The following is an 18,711-nucleotide window of genomic DNA, read 5'->3' as shown; positions in this document are numbered from 1 at the left end:
GAGAAAACCCACCTTTTTTCTTCAATCTACTAATCAGTCACGGGCCACCAATGGCTACTAGCCATTTTTATGGCTTTGGCTGCCGGCCTTCGCATGCTGGGCAGACGAACCGCCCCTGGATGAAGAAGATGAAGAACGGCTGCTGGAGCTGCTTCTTCCGTGTCCGCCATGAGAGGCTTCACCGCCTTTCCGGCCGGCTTCGCGAGCCTCTTCAGAATCAAACTCATGTGCGGTACCTTTTTCGTGAGCCGCTTTGCCACCTTTGCTTGCAATTTCGCGTTGCTTAGCTTCATCCATGGACGCAAAACCGCGTTTGCTGGTATCGTGGCCGCCGCCTTTTGCTGAGGGCATATTTATCTCCTGGTAAGCAAAAAAATAAAAAAATCCCGTTGACATTGTGCTTGCAGTCGCAGCGAACCGATCTGTCTCCGGAAGCTTTATCTCCGCCGTCATAACGTCATAGGCCGAGATGCGATTACATCTTAATAAACAGCCGTGCTTTTTTATGTACGGAGACGCACATAAATTCAAAAAAATCAAGTCATTCGCTCGAAACAGATAAAAATAAAAAATGCAAATTCGGCGGCAACATAGATCATTCTCTCGTCATGAGGATAATCATGAGGATATATAACCTCGGGCGGACCCCGACTCTCCGGCTTCATAGAGCGTGCCCTGCGGGTGAAGCGGGGGAATCTTCTCCTGTTGCTCGCTTTCTCTCCTGGCGGACATTTTATCGCCGAGGCTGGGCATCAGCTTCGACACCGCGGTATTGACGACCGCCATCGCACCGACCTTCACATCACGGCCGCCTTCCGTTGCGGCTTTGAGGATTGCTTCGGCAACTTGTTCCGGATTGATCAACGGTGGGGGCAACCTGGGTTCCTTATCCATATAATTTCTTGCGTGTTGCGGAAATGGCGTGTTAACGGCTGTCGGTTGAATCAGCGTAACCGACACGGGCGCCTTGTCGAGTTCTTCGATTTCCACGCGAAGCGCATCTGTAAAACCCTTCACCGCATGCTTGGATGCCGAGTACATGCCCAGCAAAGGCACGATGGCTTCGGATACTTCGCTTCCTATGTTAATGAGCGATCCGCCACGCGCCTTTAAATGAGGCAAAGCCGCGAGCGAACCATTCACCACGCCCCAAAAGTTGGTATCGAAAAGCCGCCGGCTGTCGGCATCGCTTACTTCATCCAGACGGCCGTAAATCGATACGCCCGCATTGTTAATCCAGGTGTCGATCCGGTCAAAGCGAGCTATAGCCTCCTGGACCGCGGCCTGCATTTTTTCGCGGTCGGCAACATCCGCGACAATATAAATTGCTTCGCCACCGGCATTTGTGATCTGTGCCGCCAGCTTCCTGAGCGTTTCAGCGCTGCGCGCAATCAGGACCAGCCTGGCGCCTCGTTCAGCGGCCAACTTTGCCGTGCACAGGCCGATACCGCTGGAACAGCCGGTAATAACCATCACTTGCTGATTCAGGGGTTTAAGAGAAGTGGACATGATTTCTCCTTGACAAAAAATCGAACAAACGGTAACTGACATGAGATTTCATCCCACAACGAAAATTCGGCAGTGCCGCCGCGCAGGGGAATAGATCTGCATCCTGGAAGAGTAGAAACATCGACCGCAGGCAACCGTGCAGGAACGCACATATAATCCATCGCGGCACTGGAGCAGAACTCCGTACAAGAGACAGCGCCGGGACTTGTTCAGCGACGCTTACGAACCTGATAAGGAGTCGACCGATAACCCCGGCGATGTTTCCTGCAGTTCTACATTGTGGCGAGCAGATCCTTGAGGACCTTGAAGTTTACCGGTTTGGTGAGGTGATGATCGAAGCCGCTGGCTTTCGACTGACGACGGTCTTCCTCCTGACCCCAGCCGGTCAAGGCGACCAGCTTGATATTATTGAACTCCGGTTGTTCGCGGATGCGACGCGCCACATCGTGGCCATTCATTCCCGGCATGCCGATATCCATCAGGATTACATCTGGCCGATAGGACGGAATGGCGGCAAGTGCCCCCGCGCCGCTATTGATCGCCTGAGCATTGATGCCAATTGACTCAAGCAGCATGCGCAGGACTTCGGCTGCATCGGTATTATCGTCAACGACCAATATGCGCAGTCCTTCAGGTGCGGCAGCAGCCGCGCCGGCCGTTTTCCCCGGTTCGTCATTTTTTTCGCGAGCGGGTACTTCCGACAAGGGCAGACGCACGACAAATTCGCTGCCCAGATCCCTCCCCTCGCTCATGGCTTCGACAGTCCCGCCATGCATTTTGACCAGGCGATAGACCAGGTTGAGTCCGATTCCCAATCCCTCCTGCGTTCCCATTCCATTGCGGCGCTCCTGGGCGAACATATCGAACAAGCGGGGCAGCATCCCCGGCAAGATCCCGATGCCGTTGTCGCGCACGGATACTATAGCGCTAGGGCCTTCCTGGCGGGTAGCCAGCCAAATCTGTCCGCCTTTCCGCGTATATCGTGCGGCATTGTTGATCAGATTTGTAAACACCTGTTCCAGGCGCACACCATCAGCATCAACAATCAACGGTACCTCGGTAAGGGACACGCTCAATTTGTGCTCGTTCTCATTGATCAGTGTCAAGCTCGCTTCAACCGCATTGCGCAACAGCACATTCAAATCCGTGGCAGTCCGCCGCAATTCAACCTTGCCGCTGGTGATCCGTGATATCTCAAGCAAATCATCCACCAGCCGAACCATATAACTGACCTGCCGGCTGATGACCGGCAATAGATGGGGAACAGCCGAGGCGCCATCCGGACGCGCCATCAACGCCAGCGCGGTGGTTATGGGTGCAAGCGGATTGCGCAGCTCATGCGCGAGTGTGGCAAGAAACTCATCCTTGCGGCGATCTGCTTCCAGCAGGGCTGTTTCTGCGTTGACCGCATCAGTAATGTCCACAGACACGCCAACGTGCCCGGCATATTCTTCTCCCGCAGCCGTAAACCATGGAAGGGCATACGATTTCAGCCAGCGCCATTCTCCTGTTGCGGTCTTGATGCGGACCCGGTGCTGGAAGCGGGAGCGATTGTGCAAGGCCTGCTCGAACGCCGCCATGTAGGCCGGCGCGTCTTCCGGATGAAGTACTGTCCGCCAGCCTGCCGCCATCAACTCTTCAAAAGTCTTTCCGACCACGTCGAAATATCGTTGATTCAAATAAACGGCATTGCCCCGCACATCCACCTGCCAGGTCAGCGCGGGCGATGCCTCGGCCAAGGCGCGGAATCTGGCCTCGCTCTCGCGCAAACCCTGTTCGGCATGCTTCCGCTTCGTAATATCGGTAACGTATCCCACGCCCTCTTTCTCGTCGAGCTGTTTTGCGGTAAACGATGCCCACCAGCGCGAGCCGTCTTTGCGAAGAAATTCCTGCTCATAAGGAATGATGCGACCCTTTTCCTCGGATTCGTCTGCAGCCCGCAAGAAAATTTCCGTCCATTCCGGCGGCGTTTCCGCGTCGCATCGCAACAGACCCGCCCTCCCATCCTCCCTGCTGAGCCCGCTCATCTGCAGAAAGGCATCGTTTGCCTCGATAAACTTGCCTTCCTTATCGAAGAAAATGACGCCCACGGTGTCAACCTCGAGCGCCCGCCGGAAACGCTCCTCGCTCGCGCGCAATGCCTCCTCGGCTTGCTCGCGCATTTGCACATGCGCGGTCACGTCGATGCCATGCCCCAGTACGCGCTGGCAAGTGCCATCCTCATCGAACAGGGGCAGATAAATGCCATCGATAAAACGCTCCTCAGGGGGTTCGCCAGGTTTTCGGGCAACCGTTACCGGCAGTTGGAATCCTGCGAAGGGTTCGCCTGTTGCCATGACCTGGATGAGCTTGTCCTTGCAGCCGGATTCGGCAGCCTCAGGGATTGCTGCGAAGGCTGGGCGCCCAATCAGCTCGCGGTGCCCGACAAGCTGGTAAAAAGCTTCGTTGGCAAACTCGAAGACGAGCTCGGGGCCTTGAAGCACATAGAGGAAGGATGGCGCGTTGCGAAATATCTCTTCAAGCAGACCGATTCGCTTGGACTGCAGCGCTTCCTTCAACCGGATTTGCTCAGCCTCCCGGGCCCGTGCGCGAACCAACTCTGTCGTCTCGGTTACCGTTACGAGCACACCCCCTGGCACACCTGTTTCGTATACCGCATCGCCGGGCATCCCGTCGGGGACAGGGCTGTAAGTAAGCCTGAAGAATGCCTCTTCCGGACCTCCATTACGGTTCAGGACCAGTCTCTGCTCATCGAATGTCACCGATTCGCTCCGCTGCATTACGCCTTCGCAAACAGGCCCCACGAAATTCCAGGCCTCCGGCCAACATTCACTTACCATCTGGCCGAGCCCCCTGGGGTGCTTGCAGCCCATCACATCGCGAAAGCGGTCGTTGTATATCTGTATGAGGTTTGGTCCCCACAGCAATATTGCGGCCGACGGCAGCAGTAGCACGATGTTGACCACGAGTTGAAGATGTGGTGGCCATGCATGGATAGAACCCAGGCCGGATTCGGTCCAGTCGCGGATAAACATCAGCTCGCCCATTTCACTGCCGCGCAGCCACTGAGGCATCTCGGACTGGTCTACAGATTTCGATATCATTTTTCTGAATAATCTCCCCTTTTAAAGTATGGGATAAGCCGTGCCCCATCAGTATTTCGCTTGTATTCCTGCGCGCCAGCGCTTGTTTACGCCGTATCATACGTTAAAACAACGGGCCATAATGCCTGGGAACAACTACCCGACAGCTACCCGATGAATTCTGCTCCTGCCCGGAAACGCCGGGCGCAATACTGGTCTGGGTTCAAGCTTGCTGCGTATTCCCACCCGCAATCATATTCGTGAGGTTTTTGCCCTGGGTTGCCTGCCGGCAAGCGCAGCCTGACCTCGTGCCGCATTTACGGAACGGCTTGGCTATGGGTAGCTCAAACATAAGAATAACTTTTTCCAGCGCCCTGTCTTGATCAGGAACCTCTGAATAAGTTCCATGCGGCGCGACAGAGGTTCCCCCAAGCGTTCTGTGGCGTTCTGTGCGCAACCGAATAGAAGAAAGGGGCTGGAATAAAACATCATGATGGAATACGAATATTTCAGAGAAACTGTGGTGCTGTCCGGCGGGTATGTAGTTGTGCCAGGAACTGCAATTCGCGGTCTTATTTATATTGGGGCGCAAGTTGTTTCTTCGGCCCGGCAAACATGCTGTTGCGTGATTTGATGAATTTAAGGTAGCCATAATGAAGGATAATGAGGAAAAATTGCTGCGTTCGGTTGCCCCCCAGGATTCCCACGATTCCCAAGATTTCAGTACCGGCTCCCTGGCACGCAAGCACGTGGAGCGTGAATCAGTTCCGACGAACGGTACCGTGGAAGAGACACGGCAGCTCCATCGCTCCCTATTGATCCTGCGCGCGACAATTGAAGCAACGGCCGATGGAATTCTGGTAACCGATAAAGAAGGCCAGGTGCTTCACTTCAATGAGCGCTACCTGAGCATGTGGGCTATTGACCGGGAGACCGATGCGAGACGACATCAACAACTGCTGAATCTCTGTTGCCGGTATCTTGCGGCTCCGCAGCAGTTCCTGGATCGGACGACTAAGATTTACGCGGACTGGCCACCGGACAGTTACGATCTACTGGAGCTTGTCGATGGCAGGGTGTTCGAGCGCATATCTCAAATTCACTCCAGCGATGGGCAGAGCATAGGACGCGTCTGGAATTTTCGGGACATCACAGCACGTAGGCATGCCGAAGAAGCCGTACGGGAAAGCGACGAGCGCCTGTGCTTTATGGCTGAAGTAATGCCACAGAAAATATTCACCGCCCGGCCGGACGGAGCACTGGATTACTTCAATCAGCAGTGGAGGGATTATGCCGGGCTGGCTCCCGAGCAGATGCATGGATGGGAGTGGACGAAGCTCATCCATTCGGATGAAGCCGATGAAACGATCAGGCAATGGCGCCATTCGCTGAACACGGGAGAGCCTTTTCAGATGGAATGCCGCTTCCGGCAGGCTAACGGGGAGTACCGTTGGCATTTGATGCGGGCCTGGGCTAAACGGGACAGCAAGGGCAATATATCAACATGGGTAGGTTCGAACATTGATATCGATACCATAAAGCGGGCGGACGAGGAGCGGAGACAATTTCTCGAAAACGAACGTGACGCCAGGAATGAGGCTGAGCGTGCCAGCCAGTTAAAGGATGAATTTCTGGCGACACTTTCGCATGAGCTCAGGACTCCCCTCAACGCGATCCTTGGGTGGTCACAGCTCATCCTCCAGGGAACCATGAGTAAGGAGCATATCCAGCGGGGATTGGAGATCATTGCGCGAAATGCTCATGCACAAAATAAGCTGATAGAGGATCTCCTCGAAATGAGCAGCATCATTTCGGGGAAAGTCAGGCTAAATGTTCAGCGGTTGGATCTGGCCAGTATCGCCGAAGCGGCGGTCGAGTCCGTAACCCCGGCTGCGGAAGCCAAGGGGATTCATATTCGGAAAAAAATTGACCTTGCGGCAGGGTTGGTTTCAGGCGATAACAACCGGCTCCAGCAGATAATCTGGAACCTGCTCTCCAACGCAGTTAAATTTACCCCGAAAGAGGGCAGTATCGATATTGTCGTCGAGCGCGTCTCTTCACACCTTGAGGTCACGATCAAAGATTCGGGTTTGGGTATCAAGCCTGAATTCCTGCCGCATGTTTTCGACCGCTTTCGCCAGGAGGATTCTTCCCTTACCCGGAACCATGGCGGCCTCGGCTTGGGACTGGCCATGGTGAAACAACTTGTGTATCTCCACGGAGGAACCGTTCGCGCGGAAAGCGAAGGCGAGGGCAAGGGTGCGTCATTTGTCATGACCCTCCCGCTCGCGCCCATCGGTGACAGAAAAGACCGCGGTCATACTCTGGCGGAGCCACTCGCAGCGGATAACGAGCACTTTATGCTGTCCGGGATAAAGGTGCTCGTTGTTGATGACGAGCAGGACGCTCGCAGACTCATCAAGGAAGTTCTTACGCAATGCGAGGCGATTGTAATGACTGCCGCCAATGCCGACGAAGCGCTGGAAATCCTGGTGAAGGAGAAACCGGATGTGATGATCAGCGACATTGGCATGCCCGAAAGAGATGGCTTTCAGCTCATACGCGAAGTAAGAAGTTTTCCTGCAACTCAGGGGGGGAAAACCCCCGCTATTGCGTTGACCGCGTTAGCGCACTCCGAAGACCGGACGAAAGCCATGCTTGCCGGCTATCAGATGCATCTGTCGAAGCCTGTCCAGTCGCACGAACTGGTAGCCGCCGTCGCGAATTTGACCGGATGGAAAAGGCATTCTGCGTAATAGACACAAAATTTTATCCAGTCGCTGGTAAACTGGCACCGGGTGGAGGTCTACATTCTCGGTCTGGCCATCGGCAACTACTGCTGATACATTCCCCCAGCGGACCATCCCGCCCACGTGGCAACATAGCCGGTTCTCCAATCAGTTCGTCAATATTGCGAATGCGCCGCTGGATTCTGATCGGTTTGTTTTCCTTCATCGCGGCACTATTGCTTGCGGCGCTTGGCGTGGGTGAGCTTTTATCAGGCAGCGTCCCCACAGCAGTCAATACGCTATCGACCGATTTGCCGGTTGAGCCGGTACGGATTCCGGTTAATTCTGATGGGCGAGATGCCGATGCAAACATACACGGGTGGCTGACGCGCGGCGTACGTGGTCGCGGAATGGTCCTGCTCGTGCATTCGATCCGCAGCAACCGCGTGGAGATGCTGAGCCGTGCAAGATTCCTGAACGAGCAGGGGTATGGGGCGCTCCTCATCGATCTTCAGGCACATGGCGAGACGCCGGGAGATCGGATCACTTTCGGCGCACGCGAAGCGGAAAATGTGGAGGCTGCGATAGACTATCTGCGGAACACGTTCCCCGGCGAACGCATTGGAGCCATCGGCGTTTCGCTAGGGGCAGCCGCCATTGTGCTCGCGAAACACCCCTTAAGGCTGGATGCCGTGGTGCTCGAATCGCTCCACCCCACCATTCGGGAAGCGGTCGAAAATCGGTTGAGGCTTCACCTTGGCCGTTTAGGCCCGATGCTCGCACCGCTTCTGCTGTTCCAGATATCGCTGCGTCTGAATATCTCTCCCGAGGAGTTGAACCCCATCAATCGAATAGGCGATCTCAACGCGCCCCTCATGCTGGTCTCCGGAACAGATGATCGCCATACACCAGTAGCTGAAACCCAGCGGCTATTTGATGCCGCGCGGCGGCCAAAAGAAATATGGATCGTTCCCGGCGGTGGCCACTTCAACATGCATACCTATGCGGGCAAGGAGTATGAGAATCGGATATCGGATTTTCTGGGGTGGTATTTGCACAAGCAGCCTTGATGCACTGCTCCAGCAAGATATATTCCTCGTCTTCAACGATATTCCATTGATATTCCACGGGAATATTGCCAAACCCCGTGAACTGTTGAACATCGGGGGGGACGAGCCGTATGGATAACGCCATGGCTCATGCCCAGGCAAGCCGGAGCGGGAAACTGTACCTGCGTTTTTTCCGAGCATGTGTACTGTTTTCGCTAGCTGTTCATTTTCGACGCGCTGCTATTTCCTCAAGAATGAGTTTATACTTTGTGGGTGACTGCAGATGCTTGCTGTTTGCCTCGTTTCACGGGCGATCATAAAGGGGTACATGAATGATGGCAATGATAGACGATAACGAAGAGACGCTTCTCCGCTCTGTTGCCTTGCAAACCTCGCGCGTTATTCTCCAGGCGAGGCTGCGCGCCGAGCATGAGCTTAAACAAGCCAAGAAGGAGCTGGAGGAAAAGACGAGGCAGCTTGATCACTCTCTGTCTATCCTGCGCGCGACGATAGAAGCCACCGCCGATGGCATTCTGGTGACCGACGAGGATGGCACTGTACTTCGTTTCAACGAACGGTATATGCAAATGTGGCAGATCCCTCGCGAGACAGCCAATTTCCGCGAGCATTGGCAACTGTTGAAGTTCTGCTGCAAACAAATGAAAGAGCCGCAGAAGTTCCTGGACAGATCCGCCGAAATTTATGCATCCTGGCCAACCGATACCTATGACATGCTGGAGCTTCTCGATGGAACGGTGTTGGAACGCTTTTCCAAGAAGCAACATGTCGAGGGCCAGCATATAGGCCGCGTCTGGAGCTTCAGGGATATCACGGCACGGCGGCGCGCTGAGCAAGCTGTACAGGAAAGCAGTGACCGGTTGCGCTTCATGGCCGAGGCGCTTCCTTTCAAGATTTTTACCGCTCAGGCCGATGGTACGGGCGATTATTTTAACCAGCAGTGGGCAGACTATACCGGTCTTACCTTTGAGCAGTTAATGGGCGGGGAATGGATGAAACTCATCCATCCGGATGATATCGATGGAACCCTTGCGCACTGGCGCCGTTGTGTGGCGGCGGGCGAGTTGTTCCAGACGGAAAACCGAATCCGGCATGTTGACGGCAAGTATCGCTGGCATCTGACCCGGGCACAGGCCAAGCGCGACGCCAACGGTCATATATCGATGTGGGTAGGGTCCAGTATTGATATTGATGCAATAAAACGGGCGGATGAAGAGAGGAAGCAGCTCCTTGAGAGCGAGCGGATCGCCCGTGCCGAAGCCGAGCGGGCCAGCCAGCTCAAGGATGAATTCCTCGCAACCTTATCTCACGAGCTCAGGACCCCGCTTAACGCCATTCTTGGGTGGTCGCAACTTGTCTTGCAGGGTACGATGAAGCCGGAAGGCGTCCAAAGAGCTTTGGAAACCATAGAAAGAAACGCCCGAGCGCAGAACCAGCTTATCGCGGATCTGCTCGAAATGAGCAGCATCATCTCCGGCAAGGTCAGGCTGGACGTGCAGCGATTGGACCTCGCTCATGTGGTCGAGGCGGCTGTCGAGTCAATAGCCCCGGCAGCACAAGCCAAAGGGATCAGCCTGATAAAATTGATTGATCCCACCGCTGGGCTGATCCTCGGCGATAACCATCGGCTCCAGCAGATAGCCTGGAATCTTTTGTCCAACGCAGTCAAGTTCACACCCAAGAATGGGAAGGTCGATATTATAGTCGAGCGCATCGCGTCCCGTTTGGAACTCACGGTGAAGGACTCGGGGGCGGGTATTCAACCGGAGTTTCTGCCCTATATTTTTGACCGGTTCCGCCAGGCGGACTCTTCCCTCACCCGGCAGTATGGAGGCCTCGGCCTCGGGCTCGCCATTGTCAAGCAGCTCGTGGGACTTCATGGGGGGACGGTTCATGCTGAAAGCGCTGGGGCGGGCAAGGGGGCTTCATTTATTGTAAGCCTTCCTGTCGCCGCCATTGCTGAACCCAAGACTCACCTGCGCCTCGCATCCTCCAGATCGTCCCCCAAGGACGGCGAGCAGATTACCCTTCCCGGCGTTAGAATTCTCGTCATCGATGACCAGGAGGATTCCCGCGGACTCATTCATGAAGTGCTGACAACATCTGAAGCGGAGGTGGTCTGCGCCGCCAGTGCTGACGAAGGGCTGGAGATCATAAAACGCAATAAGCTGGATATCATAATAAGCGATATTGGCATGCCGGGTAAGGATGGCTACCAGCTCATTCGCGAAGTCAGGGCACTCGCCGCAAACTGCGGCGGAAAAATACCGGCTATCGCGCTCACCGCGTTTGTTCGTCCTGAAGATAAGATGAAGACATCGATAGCGGGCTACCAAAGACATCTTTCCAAACCCGTCGAATCGCACGAGTTGATTGCCACAATCAGAACTTTGACGCGAGGATACACAAACACGAATAATTGAAATATACTAGTACACGTATAATTGAAATATACTAGTACACAAATATTCCGCAATTCGTTCGCCTGGCCCTGTAGCTTGGCTCCTGTGCTGCCCTTCCCGGAAACGTCCCTTCTCGCCTCTATCTAGTCGCTCGGCAGAAGCTTCCCAATACGTCTTCGGCATTTTGTTTCAGACAGGCGGCTGAGGACGATCGCTGTCTTGAAACCTCAGCAGCAGCCCTTATATATATGAGTAGCATATAATTTGTCACTCGTTTTTACTCTGGCGTTTGAATGGTGATTGAAATCCATTTCAACCCTAATTATTTCACGACGAGAGGAGGCCTGACATGTTGATACCAACTGAACCCATCGGTAGCATTCCCCGCCCTCTCGAGTTGATCGAGGCGCTTGCACGGAACCCACTGGACCCCAAGCTGGATAGTCTTTATGAACTCGCCATACGTGACACCGTTGAAAGATTCGAAGCCACCGGCTCGCCGGTTATTACCGACGGCGAACAAAAGAAATACCACAATTTCTGGACTTACAGCGTAGATGGGCTCGCCAATACGGCTCCCAATGGTTTCACAATTCCTTTTATGGGTCATCAACGCCGCATGCCAAAGCTGACGTCCGGACCGTTTCGCTATCGCGTCTACGCGGATCACTATATGGATATCGCGATGCGGTACTCAAAGGTACCTATCAAGCAGGCTGTTATCTCGCCCTCCGCGTTGAGCCTCATGTATCCGGCGGAGGAGATTCCCGGCTACTCGCGCGCGGAGTTTATCGATGACCTGCTGCGGGAACACGAAACCGAGGTTCGCCGCTGCCTCGATAAGGGCGCGCATAAAGTTCAGATAGATTTCACGGAGGGTCGACTGGCAATAAAGCTCGATCCCAGCGGCGGGCTTCTTAATAGTTTTATCGATCTGAATAACCTGGCGCTGTCGCGTTTCAGCCAGGAAGAGCTTGCGTGGATCGGAGTGCACACTTGCCCGGGCGCCGACCGCGATTCGACGCATAGCGCCGATGTGGATTATGGGGAACTGTTACCGAGCCTCTTCCATTTGAAAGCGAGGAACTTTTATATCGCGCTCGCTGGCGAACAGGATCGTACGCGCGTGCTGAAGATCATACGAGCCCACATGAAGCCGGACCAGCGTATTTTTATCGGGGTTACTGCCCCGATCAACCCACGCATAGAAAGTCCGGAAGAAATACGGGACCAGATTCTCGAAGCAGCCGAATACATCCCCCTCGACCAATTGGGCACAACAGACGATTGTGGCTTCTCGCCTTTCTGCGATGATATTTCCACAAGCCGTGACACCGCATTTGAAAAGATACGGGCTCGAGTGCTCGGCACTGCGCTCGCATCGAAGATTATACTGGGGACAAGCGAGGAATTGGCAAGCACAGCCTGAAAGAGGACTCTGCTACTCGGCTAGCGCAATGGGCTGAAGTTGCATCGATGCGTAACAAATGCTGAACTTCAGCTTGCGCTTGGCCGGGATGTCGCCCCGCTCATGCCAGGCGAGTAAATGCCGGGTTAGTTCAATCAACTGCATCAAGCGCCTGGGCGATATCATCAATGATGTCGTCGATATGTTCGATACCTACCGATATCCTGACAAGACCCTCGGTCACCCCTGAAGCTTTTAATTCATCAGGGCTCAACTGCCTGTGCGTCGTGGATGCGGGATGACAGGCCAGCGATTTAGCATCGCCGGTATTGACCAAACGCAGGATCATCTTCAGCGCATCGATAAATTGGGTGCCGGATTTGATCCCACCTCGGATGCTAAAGCTCAATATACCCGAGGCCTTTCCCCTGCTTATTCTATTGCACAGGTCATGGTACTTGCTGCTCGGCAAGCCGGCGTAATTGACCCATTCCACTTTGGAATGCTGCTCAAGGTATTGAGCAACTTTCAATGCATTTTCGCAATGCCGCTCCATCCTCAAGCCCAGCGTTTCCAACCCTTGCAATATTAGAAATGCGCTATGCGGAGATAGCGCCGCGCCGGTGTTGCGCAGCGGCACGACGCGGCAGCGGCCGATAAAAGCGGCATTTCCAAACGCTTCCGTATAAACCACGCCGTGATACGAGGGATCGGGCTCATTCAACAGGGGGAAACGCTCCTTGTATTTTATCCAGTCGAATTTCCCCGAATCAACGATCATGCCTCCAATCGTCGTTCCATGGCCGCCGATATACTTTGTCAGCGAATGCACGACAATGTCGGCGCCGAGCTTGAACGGCTGGCATAGATACGGCGTGGAAACGGTACTATCAACAATAAGCGGCACGCCATGTTCATGGGCAATGCCAGCCAGCTTTTCGAGATCGACGATATTTCCAGCCGGGTTGCCGATCGATTCGCAGAAAATCGCCCGTGTCTTCTCATCAATATTTTGCGCGATGCCCTCATAATCATCATGCGATACCATGCGCACATCGATGCCTTGCCGTGGAAAGCTGTGAGCGAACAGGTTGTACGTGCCGCCATAAAGCTGGCTGGTGCTCACGACATTCTCACCAACAGCGGTTATGCACTGAATGGCATAGGTAACTGCCGCCATACCGGAGGCAACAGCCAGCGCGCCGACCCCGCCCTCCATCTCCGCGACGCGCAGCTCAAGCACAGCATTGGTGGGATTCATGATGCGCGTATAGATGTTGCCGGGCACTTTCAGATCGAACAGATCGGCGCCGTGCTGGGTATTATCGAAAGTATATGACGTCGTCTGATAAATGGGCACTGCCGCAGCGCGTGTCGTAGCCTCAGATGTGTATCCGTGATGCAATGCAAGCGATTCTAGTTTCATAAGTCCTCCTGTGTTTTAGTTAAAGGGGCCTGAAAATAAAAAATTTCGCCGCAGTATATTTTTTTTCGCAAAAAAAGTTGCGCGACTCGACTAATCGAATTAGGGTCTCTGAAAAACTTGTCGAGATTGATTTTTTCGTTTTTCAAAGCGGTGTCAGAAAAGATACACCGCTAACGCCTACCGCGCCGCCGTCTTGAAGGCGTTGCGCAAACCGGTTTCCTTGCATTTCGCTCGGATCGCCGAATATGCGCGCTACCCGTCCCTTATGAAAACTTGATAATTGCTTGTTAAACGGGATGACGAACCCTGCCTGGTCACCATACAGCGCTTTATGCAGCCCCGGTAACTCATGCCAGGGCGCTGTAGGCCTTGCATGATGGGCATTGTGATAGCCGAAATTGAGCGTAACAAGATTTAACCATGGGTATCTGATTGAAACCGGATTACTGAATGTATGAGATTGCTCATAGCGCCGGTCGCCCCTGTACTTCAGACCAGAGCCGTTGGGTGCCAGGATAATGCCGTAGTTGTGTTGTAGCGCATCCATGAAGCGTAAAACAGTCAGGAAGATTCCGCAGGCCAGAAGGTAGCACGCGTATGCCGCTGCCGAATAGAGGAGTACAACCGCGAGCAGGCTGAATCTGATCATGATTATCCTGATAACCCGCAGCCGCTGTTCCTTTTTTTCCTTAAAAATAAAGGGCGACAGGATGAGCGCCCCATGCATGAGAAACTCTACAACTGGTACATATAGCCACTCCAATACCTCCACGATTTTGCGTTGAACCGGGAGTCGCGCAAGGTAGCCTCTATAGTCAAGTATAGTGACATCCGCATTATCCACGTGATGTTTCATGTGGTTGGCGCGCAGCTCCTCATAAGTTCCATAACAGCCACCGGTAAGCCAGTTTAACGTCTTGCCCAGCATGGCATTGTGACGCGGCGACTTGAACAGGGTATTGTGTCCGCAATCGTGGATCATGTAGGCGGCTATTACCATGCCATGAGCCATTGCAAGCGTGCCCACCATCATGAAAATCGGATTCAGGGACAGAATGAGCACCGCCCCGCCAAAATAAACCAATTGGCAGTAAAGCAGAGCTAAAGTGATGGGATGCAGACTGCCTTTGTGGCGGAACCCGTTCTCAAATCTAACGATAATATCTCGCATTCTTTCTAGCTCCTCTTTATGATTATGATCACCGGAAAAGGAATTCAGCAATGAACAACTCAGCAATGGCCAACTCAAATTCAGTATAAGCAGCTCAGCATCACCGTTTATTAGGCGTAATTCTACATGTAAAATTACATGTAATAAAGTATATTAATTTCCTGACCGCCCTCGGCGGTAATTTAATCCGTAAAATGCGAGCGAAAGGCAGAAATACAGACGTAGACATACCTCAGCGGCAGTCCAACGCGAGACGCTGCCAGTTCGTTCAATTGATCAATCGTACGGATCGGTATTGGATGGACATTCTCGGGGACAAGCTCTTCCACGATCTGAACTATTACGACCTGTTCACCCAGATGTGGTTGAAGCACAACCACATCTTCCACAAGTCCGAACTGCACCAGCTCATGCCGAATGTCAGTCAGCGGACCGCCATCAAATACGTTCAGATTGCAATCGACCACGGTTTACTCATCGAGCACACAGACCCGGAAGACCTGCGTTCAAAGCGGATTACGATGTCCTCCGGGCTTAAGCGAAAAATCGAGCGTTTTCTGGATTATTCCATTTCGGTGTTCGAAGCTTTTCCCGCGCCGGATCCCGACCAGGCTACGTAGCAGGCTACCTAGCAGCCCGCCTGGCAGACCCTTCAGCAACGTTCTTTGCTAACAACAAAATCGTTGTTCCTAGCTGTGTGCCGTAGCGTACAGAACGATTCCTGTAGAAACCCAAAAATACCGATCAGTCGCCACTCTCCACCTCCCCTCCTTCCTGATGGGAGTATTCATTCGTTGATATGGATCCGGCCGGGTGGAAGGTGGTTATAGGCACTGAAAGCGGCGGCCCAGGCGTCAGGGGGTGGTGCTTCGGTAACTTCAGAAGTTCTGAACAATAAAGGAACAGATCATGAATACAATTTCTGTCTGGCGCGCCACCGCGCCCGAAGCTGGTTTTCCCATGCTGCAGGAAGAGATCACCACCGATGTGGTGATTGTGGGAGGGGGTATCACCGGGGTTACGCTGGCGTTGAATCTGGCCGAGCAAGGCACCTCGGCGGTACTGTTGGAAGCCCGCGATCTGGGTTTCGGCAGCACGGGCAACTCGACGGGAAATCTTTATGAAACCATCAGCCGAGGCATTCACCGTATTGTCGACCGGTGGGGCCAGGACGTTGCACACGCGGTAAGCACTGCACGGCGTTCCGCACTGGAGCAGATTGAGCACCGCGTTCATAAACATGATATCGCCTGTGGCTTCCGGCGCTGTCCGTTATACCGCTATGCGACCTCCGACGATGCGCAGGAACGCGTGGGCACGGAATATCAAGGATCGCTCAAGGCAGGTTTATTGGTGCGTCTCGAAAATACGCTTCCTCCCCCTTTTCCGGCGCCGCATGGCCGGGTGCTGGTCCTGGACAACCAGGCTCAGTTTCACCCGCAAGCTTATGTCCGCGGGCTCGCCCGCCAGGCTGCGAGCCACGGCTGCCGTATCTTTGAAAACTCGACGGTGCTCGATGTGGATACCGACCAGCGCCTCGTGCGGACCGCCAGTGGCAAGGTAACAGCCAAGGAAATCGTATTTGCGACGCATACGCCCAAGGGCTTCCACCTTGTGCAGGCGGAAATGGTGGTAAACCGTGAATACGGACTGGCCACGCGCGTATCCAAGGATTCTTTCCCTGCCGGAATCTTCTGGGGCAGTGGCGTGGACCGGCTCTCGGTGCGTACTGTGGATACCGATGATGCGAACTTCCTGGTTTGCGTAGGCGAAGAACATAAGACGGGGCAGGAAGACACCGATATCAGCTTTGACCGGCTCGAAACGGCGGCGCGCGCGCATCTCGATATACGCGAGGTGGAGCTGCGGTGGTCTGCCCAGAATTACAGTCCCGCCGATGGCTTGCCCTACATTGGCCGGGACACGACCGATTGCTTCATTGCCACCGGTTTTGAAACCGATGGTCTGACCTATGGAACGGTTGCCGCATCGCTTATCGCCGACGAGATCGCCGGCCGCGACAATGTGTTCGCACCCATGGTGAAGGCGAGCCGCTTCCAGCCGGTAAGAGGCGCCAAGGGTATGGTCGAGGAAAACATCACGGTAATAAAGTCGCTGATCAAAGACTATGTGACCGACCGGAAGACTATTCCGCTCTCGCAACTTACTTCGGGCGAGGGCGCAATCGTTGAGTTCGAAAATGAAACCCTCGCCGCATACAGAGACCCCACCGGCTCATTGTTCGCGGTCTCGCCGGTATGCACCCACATGAAGTGCAAAGTTCATTGGAACGGCGTGGAAACGAGCTGGGATTGCCCCTGCCACGGAAGCCGCTTCGCGCCCGACGGGACGGTGATCGAAGGACCTGCGACCGAGCCGCTGCAACGCCGGTTTCTGCCAGGACAGTAACAGCCAAGCGGATTGGGGTGTTATGCACTCGACGGACGTCGCCCGTCCTGCTCCGCATGCTTTGCTCCGCCATGCTCTGCCCATCGGCACCCGACCATTATCCGATTTGCTTGCCGAAATGGTAAGCGCCCAGCGAATTCAGCTTCGCCAGTTCTCCGCTCTTTTGCATACTCTGCAACCCGCGCAGGATCATCTGTTCCAGGACTTTTCCAAAAGCCTGGTCATGAGGAAAGGTTTGGATATAGTCGGGTATGCTTATGTTGCCGAGCGCGGTATGCACCGCGTGCCTGATGCCGGTCCGCCCGATTGTCTTCCCCTGGCTGGTGATGAAAATCGACAGCTCGTAGGCGTCGGTAATGGTCGTTCCAATCATCCATAAAGGATGCCTTGCTCCGGATTGTTCCGCGGCAACCGTGCCCCTGTCCGCGATATTGTTCAGCACCACCTTGACCTCCCCTTCTTGCCGATCTTCGACGGGGCTGATTACGCCAGCGTCCTTGAGTATTCGCGTGGCATAATCCTTCAAAGGAACGTCGCCTTTCGGGAAATGCTCGCCATTCCGCTGAAATTCGACAGTCAGCTTCAGCCGCAGCGGAACGTCCCGCTTCCTTATATCCGTATATGATATCGGGGCAAATGAGGCGCCTAAAAATGACATTGGCTGAGTCGCGCATCCGCCCAACGACAGGGAGAGTACAAAAATTAGCAGGATGCGATGGCTGATACTCATAAAACGCTCCAGGCAAGCGGAAATGCTCGGCTCAGAAAGTGTCGGGACGCACCCTCTGCGCGGAGTTGCAACTGCTGAGCGTACTGCTTTATTCCTCACACTGCAACCGCTCCATCCGCATGGCGCAAGGTGGGCTGGGTGCAATGTTGCCTCTCAATATGAGGATCGCCCCTGTAATTGCCCTACTCCACAAGCGTGACGGTTTCGCCCCGGCCAGCTTTGGCAGCCACCCGGCAAGCTGCCAACGTGAAATTTGGGTGCTCGACAGACCGACGAGAACGGCTACCGGCTGACCGGAGTCCCGCGCCCAGTGCAGGAAAGAATTAGAAAATAAACTTTAGAGGAACACTGAACTGGTAACATCGCATTCAATAGCAAGATATCTTGATTATGGCTGCCACATGCTCTATTTAAATAATGGGCAAACAACGGTTTCTGAATGGCTTGCGGCAACCGGCAGATCGAACAGACACAAACAGGCAAGACCATTTAACCAGAAGGAAGAAACGACATGATGGCCTGGAAGACGGTGGAACGGTACAGCCTCGGATACAATGTTCAGCTCAAGCAATTCTATTTCTACTATGAACTGGAGGGTGACAGCACAGCTCACCAGCTAACGCTTTCCGCCGGTGATTTTCTGGCCCTGTCGGATATGTTCAGGTATGAAGGTCCGATCAGCTTCAATACCGAAGGACAATACTTTGCCACGCGGCCGGCACCGGTGGGCGACCGGGATGAGAGCCTGCTATAGCGAGCTAACAATAAGCTTGGTTC

General features: G+C 54.2%; 15 protein-coding genes. 8 read left to right on the top strand and 7 right to left on the bottom strand.

Annotation, left to right across the window (positions count from 1 at the left end; genetic code table 11):
• Nucleotides 1-57 precede the first annotated feature (57 nt).
• From BMX00_RS03705 to BMX00_RS03695, 3 genes are all read right to left on the bottom strand, one after another.
• The gene (locus tag BMX00_RS03705) at nt 58-351 is read right to left on the bottom strand and encodes a KGG domain-containing protein (protein WP_090827705.1); all 294 of its coding nucleotides are present in this window, start codon (nt 349-351) and stop codon (nt 58-60) included.
• A 267-nt stretch (nt 352-618) separates the two neighbouring features.
• Entirely contained in the window at nt 619-1,509 is an 891-nt protein-coding gene (locus tag BMX00_RS03700; protein WP_090827242.1) for an SDR family oxidoreductase, read from the bottom strand.
• Between the two features lie 272 nt (nt 1,510-1,781).
• On the bottom strand, nt 1,782-4,613 hold the full coding sequence (locus tag BMX00_RS03695) for a PAS domain-containing hybrid sensor histidine kinase/response regulator (protein WP_090827240.1): 2,832 nt from the start codon (nt 4,611-4,613) through the stop codon (nt 1,782-1,784).
• Between the two features lie 632 nt (nt 4,614-5,245).
• Between BMX00_RS03695 and BMX00_RS03690 the strand changes: the two genes are divergently transcribed.
• From BMX00_RS03690 to BMX00_RS03675, 4 genes are all read left to right on the top strand, one after another.
• Nucleotides 5,246-7,348, top strand: coding sequence for a PAS domain-containing hybrid sensor histidine kinase/response regulator (locus tag BMX00_RS03690; protein WP_090827238.1), 2,103 nt, complete (start codon nt 5,246-5,248; stop codon nt 7,346-7,348).
• Nucleotides 7,349-7,509: 161 nt separating this feature from the next.
• Nucleotides 7,510-8,391, top strand: a complete 882-nt coding sequence (locus tag BMX00_RS03685) for an alpha/beta hydrolase (protein WP_090827236.1) — start codon at nt 7,510-7,512, stop codon at nt 8,389-8,391.
• Between the two features lie 311 nt (nt 8,392-8,702).
• Nucleotides 8,703-10,811, top strand: a complete 2,109-nt coding sequence (locus BMX00_RS03680; RefSeq protein ID WP_245727650.1) for a PAS domain-containing hybrid sensor histidine kinase/response regulator — start codon at nt 8,703-8,705, stop codon at nt 10,809-10,811.
• Between the two features lie 328 nt (nt 10,812-11,139).
• A complete protein-coding gene (locus BMX00_RS03675; protein WP_090827234.1) occupies nt 11,140-12,219 on the top strand; it encodes a uroporphyrinogen decarboxylase/cobalamine-independent methonine synthase family protein in 1,080 nt (359 codons plus the stop codon).
• Nucleotides 12,220-12,231: 12 nt separating this feature from the next.
• Here the strand turns inward: BMX00_RS03675 and BMX00_RS14960 are convergent, their stop codons facing one another.
• From BMX00_RS14960 to BMX00_RS03665, 3 genes are all read right to left on the bottom strand, one after another.
• A complete protein-coding gene (locus tag BMX00_RS14960; protein ID WP_281245892.1) occupies nt 12,232-12,363 on the bottom strand; it encodes a hypothetical protein in 132 nt (43 codons plus the stop codon).
• Nucleotides 12,350-13,624 carry an O-acetylhomoserine aminocarboxypropyltransferase/cysteine synthase family protein gene (locus tag BMX00_RS03670; RefSeq protein WP_090827232.1) on the bottom strand — a complete coding sequence of 425 codons (1,275 nt, stop codon included), beginning with the start codon at nt 13,622-13,624 and terminating at the stop codon, nt 12,350-12,352. The genes BMX00_RS14960 and BMX00_RS03670 overlap by 14 nt, the downstream gene beginning before the upstream one ends.
• Nucleotides 13,625-13,766: 142 nt before the next feature.
• Nucleotides 13,767-14,795, bottom strand: a complete 1,029-nt coding sequence (locus BMX00_RS03665) for a fatty acid desaturase (protein ID WP_090827230.1) — start codon at nt 14,793-14,795, stop codon at nt 13,767-13,769.
• 194 nt (nt 14,796-14,989) lie between these two features.
• Here BMX00_RS03665 and BMX00_RS03660 point away from each other — a divergent pair, with 194 nt between their 5' ends.
• A complete protein-coding gene (locus tag BMX00_RS03660; RefSeq protein ID WP_245727648.1) occupies nt 14,990-15,415 on the top strand; it encodes a MarR family transcriptional regulator in 426 nt (141 codons plus the stop codon).
• A gap of 289 nt (nt 15,416-15,704) precedes the next feature.
• Nucleotides 15,705-17,204 (top strand): FAD-dependent oxidoreductase, encoded by a 1,500-nt coding sequence (locus BMX00_RS03655; RefSeq protein ID WP_090827228.1) that lies wholly within the window; start codon nt 15,705-15,707, stop codon nt 17,202-17,204.
• A gap of 97 nt (nt 17,205-17,301) precedes the next feature.
• On the opposite strand, the gene BMX00_RS03650 is transcribed toward BMX00_RS03655, so the two are convergent.
• Nucleotides 17,302-17,934: a hypothetical protein gene (locus tag BMX00_RS03650; protein ID WP_090827227.1), complete on the bottom strand. Its 633-nt coding sequence runs from the start codon at nt 17,932-17,934 to the stop codon at nt 17,302-17,304.
• A gap of 38 nt (nt 17,935-17,972) precedes the next feature.
• On the opposite strand from BMX00_RS03650, the gene BMX00_RS14295 reads away from it, so the two are divergent.
• Together BMX00_RS14295 and BMX00_RS03645 are read left to right on the top strand one after the other, a co-directional pair.
• Complete coding sequence (locus tag BMX00_RS14295; protein WP_143053036.1) at nt 17,973-18,227, top strand: hypothetical protein; 255 nt, start codon at nt 17,973-17,975, stop codon at nt 18,225-18,227.
• Between the two features lie 218 nt (nt 18,228-18,445).
• The gene (locus BMX00_RS03645) at nt 18,446-18,688 is read left to right on the top strand and encodes a hypothetical protein (protein WP_090827226.1); all 243 of its coding nucleotides are present in this window, start codon (nt 18,446-18,448) and stop codon (nt 18,686-18,688) included.
• Nucleotides 18,689-18,711 lie beyond the last annotated feature (23 nt).

Source organism: Nitrosovibrio tenuis (assembly GCF_900109785.1).
In the GTDB taxonomy this organism is placed as follows: Bacteria; Pseudomonadota; Gammaproteobacteria; order Burkholderiales; family Nitrosomonadaceae; genus Nitrosospira; species Nitrosospira tenuis_A.
This window is presented reverse-complemented; position numbering and strand designations above follow the sequence as displayed.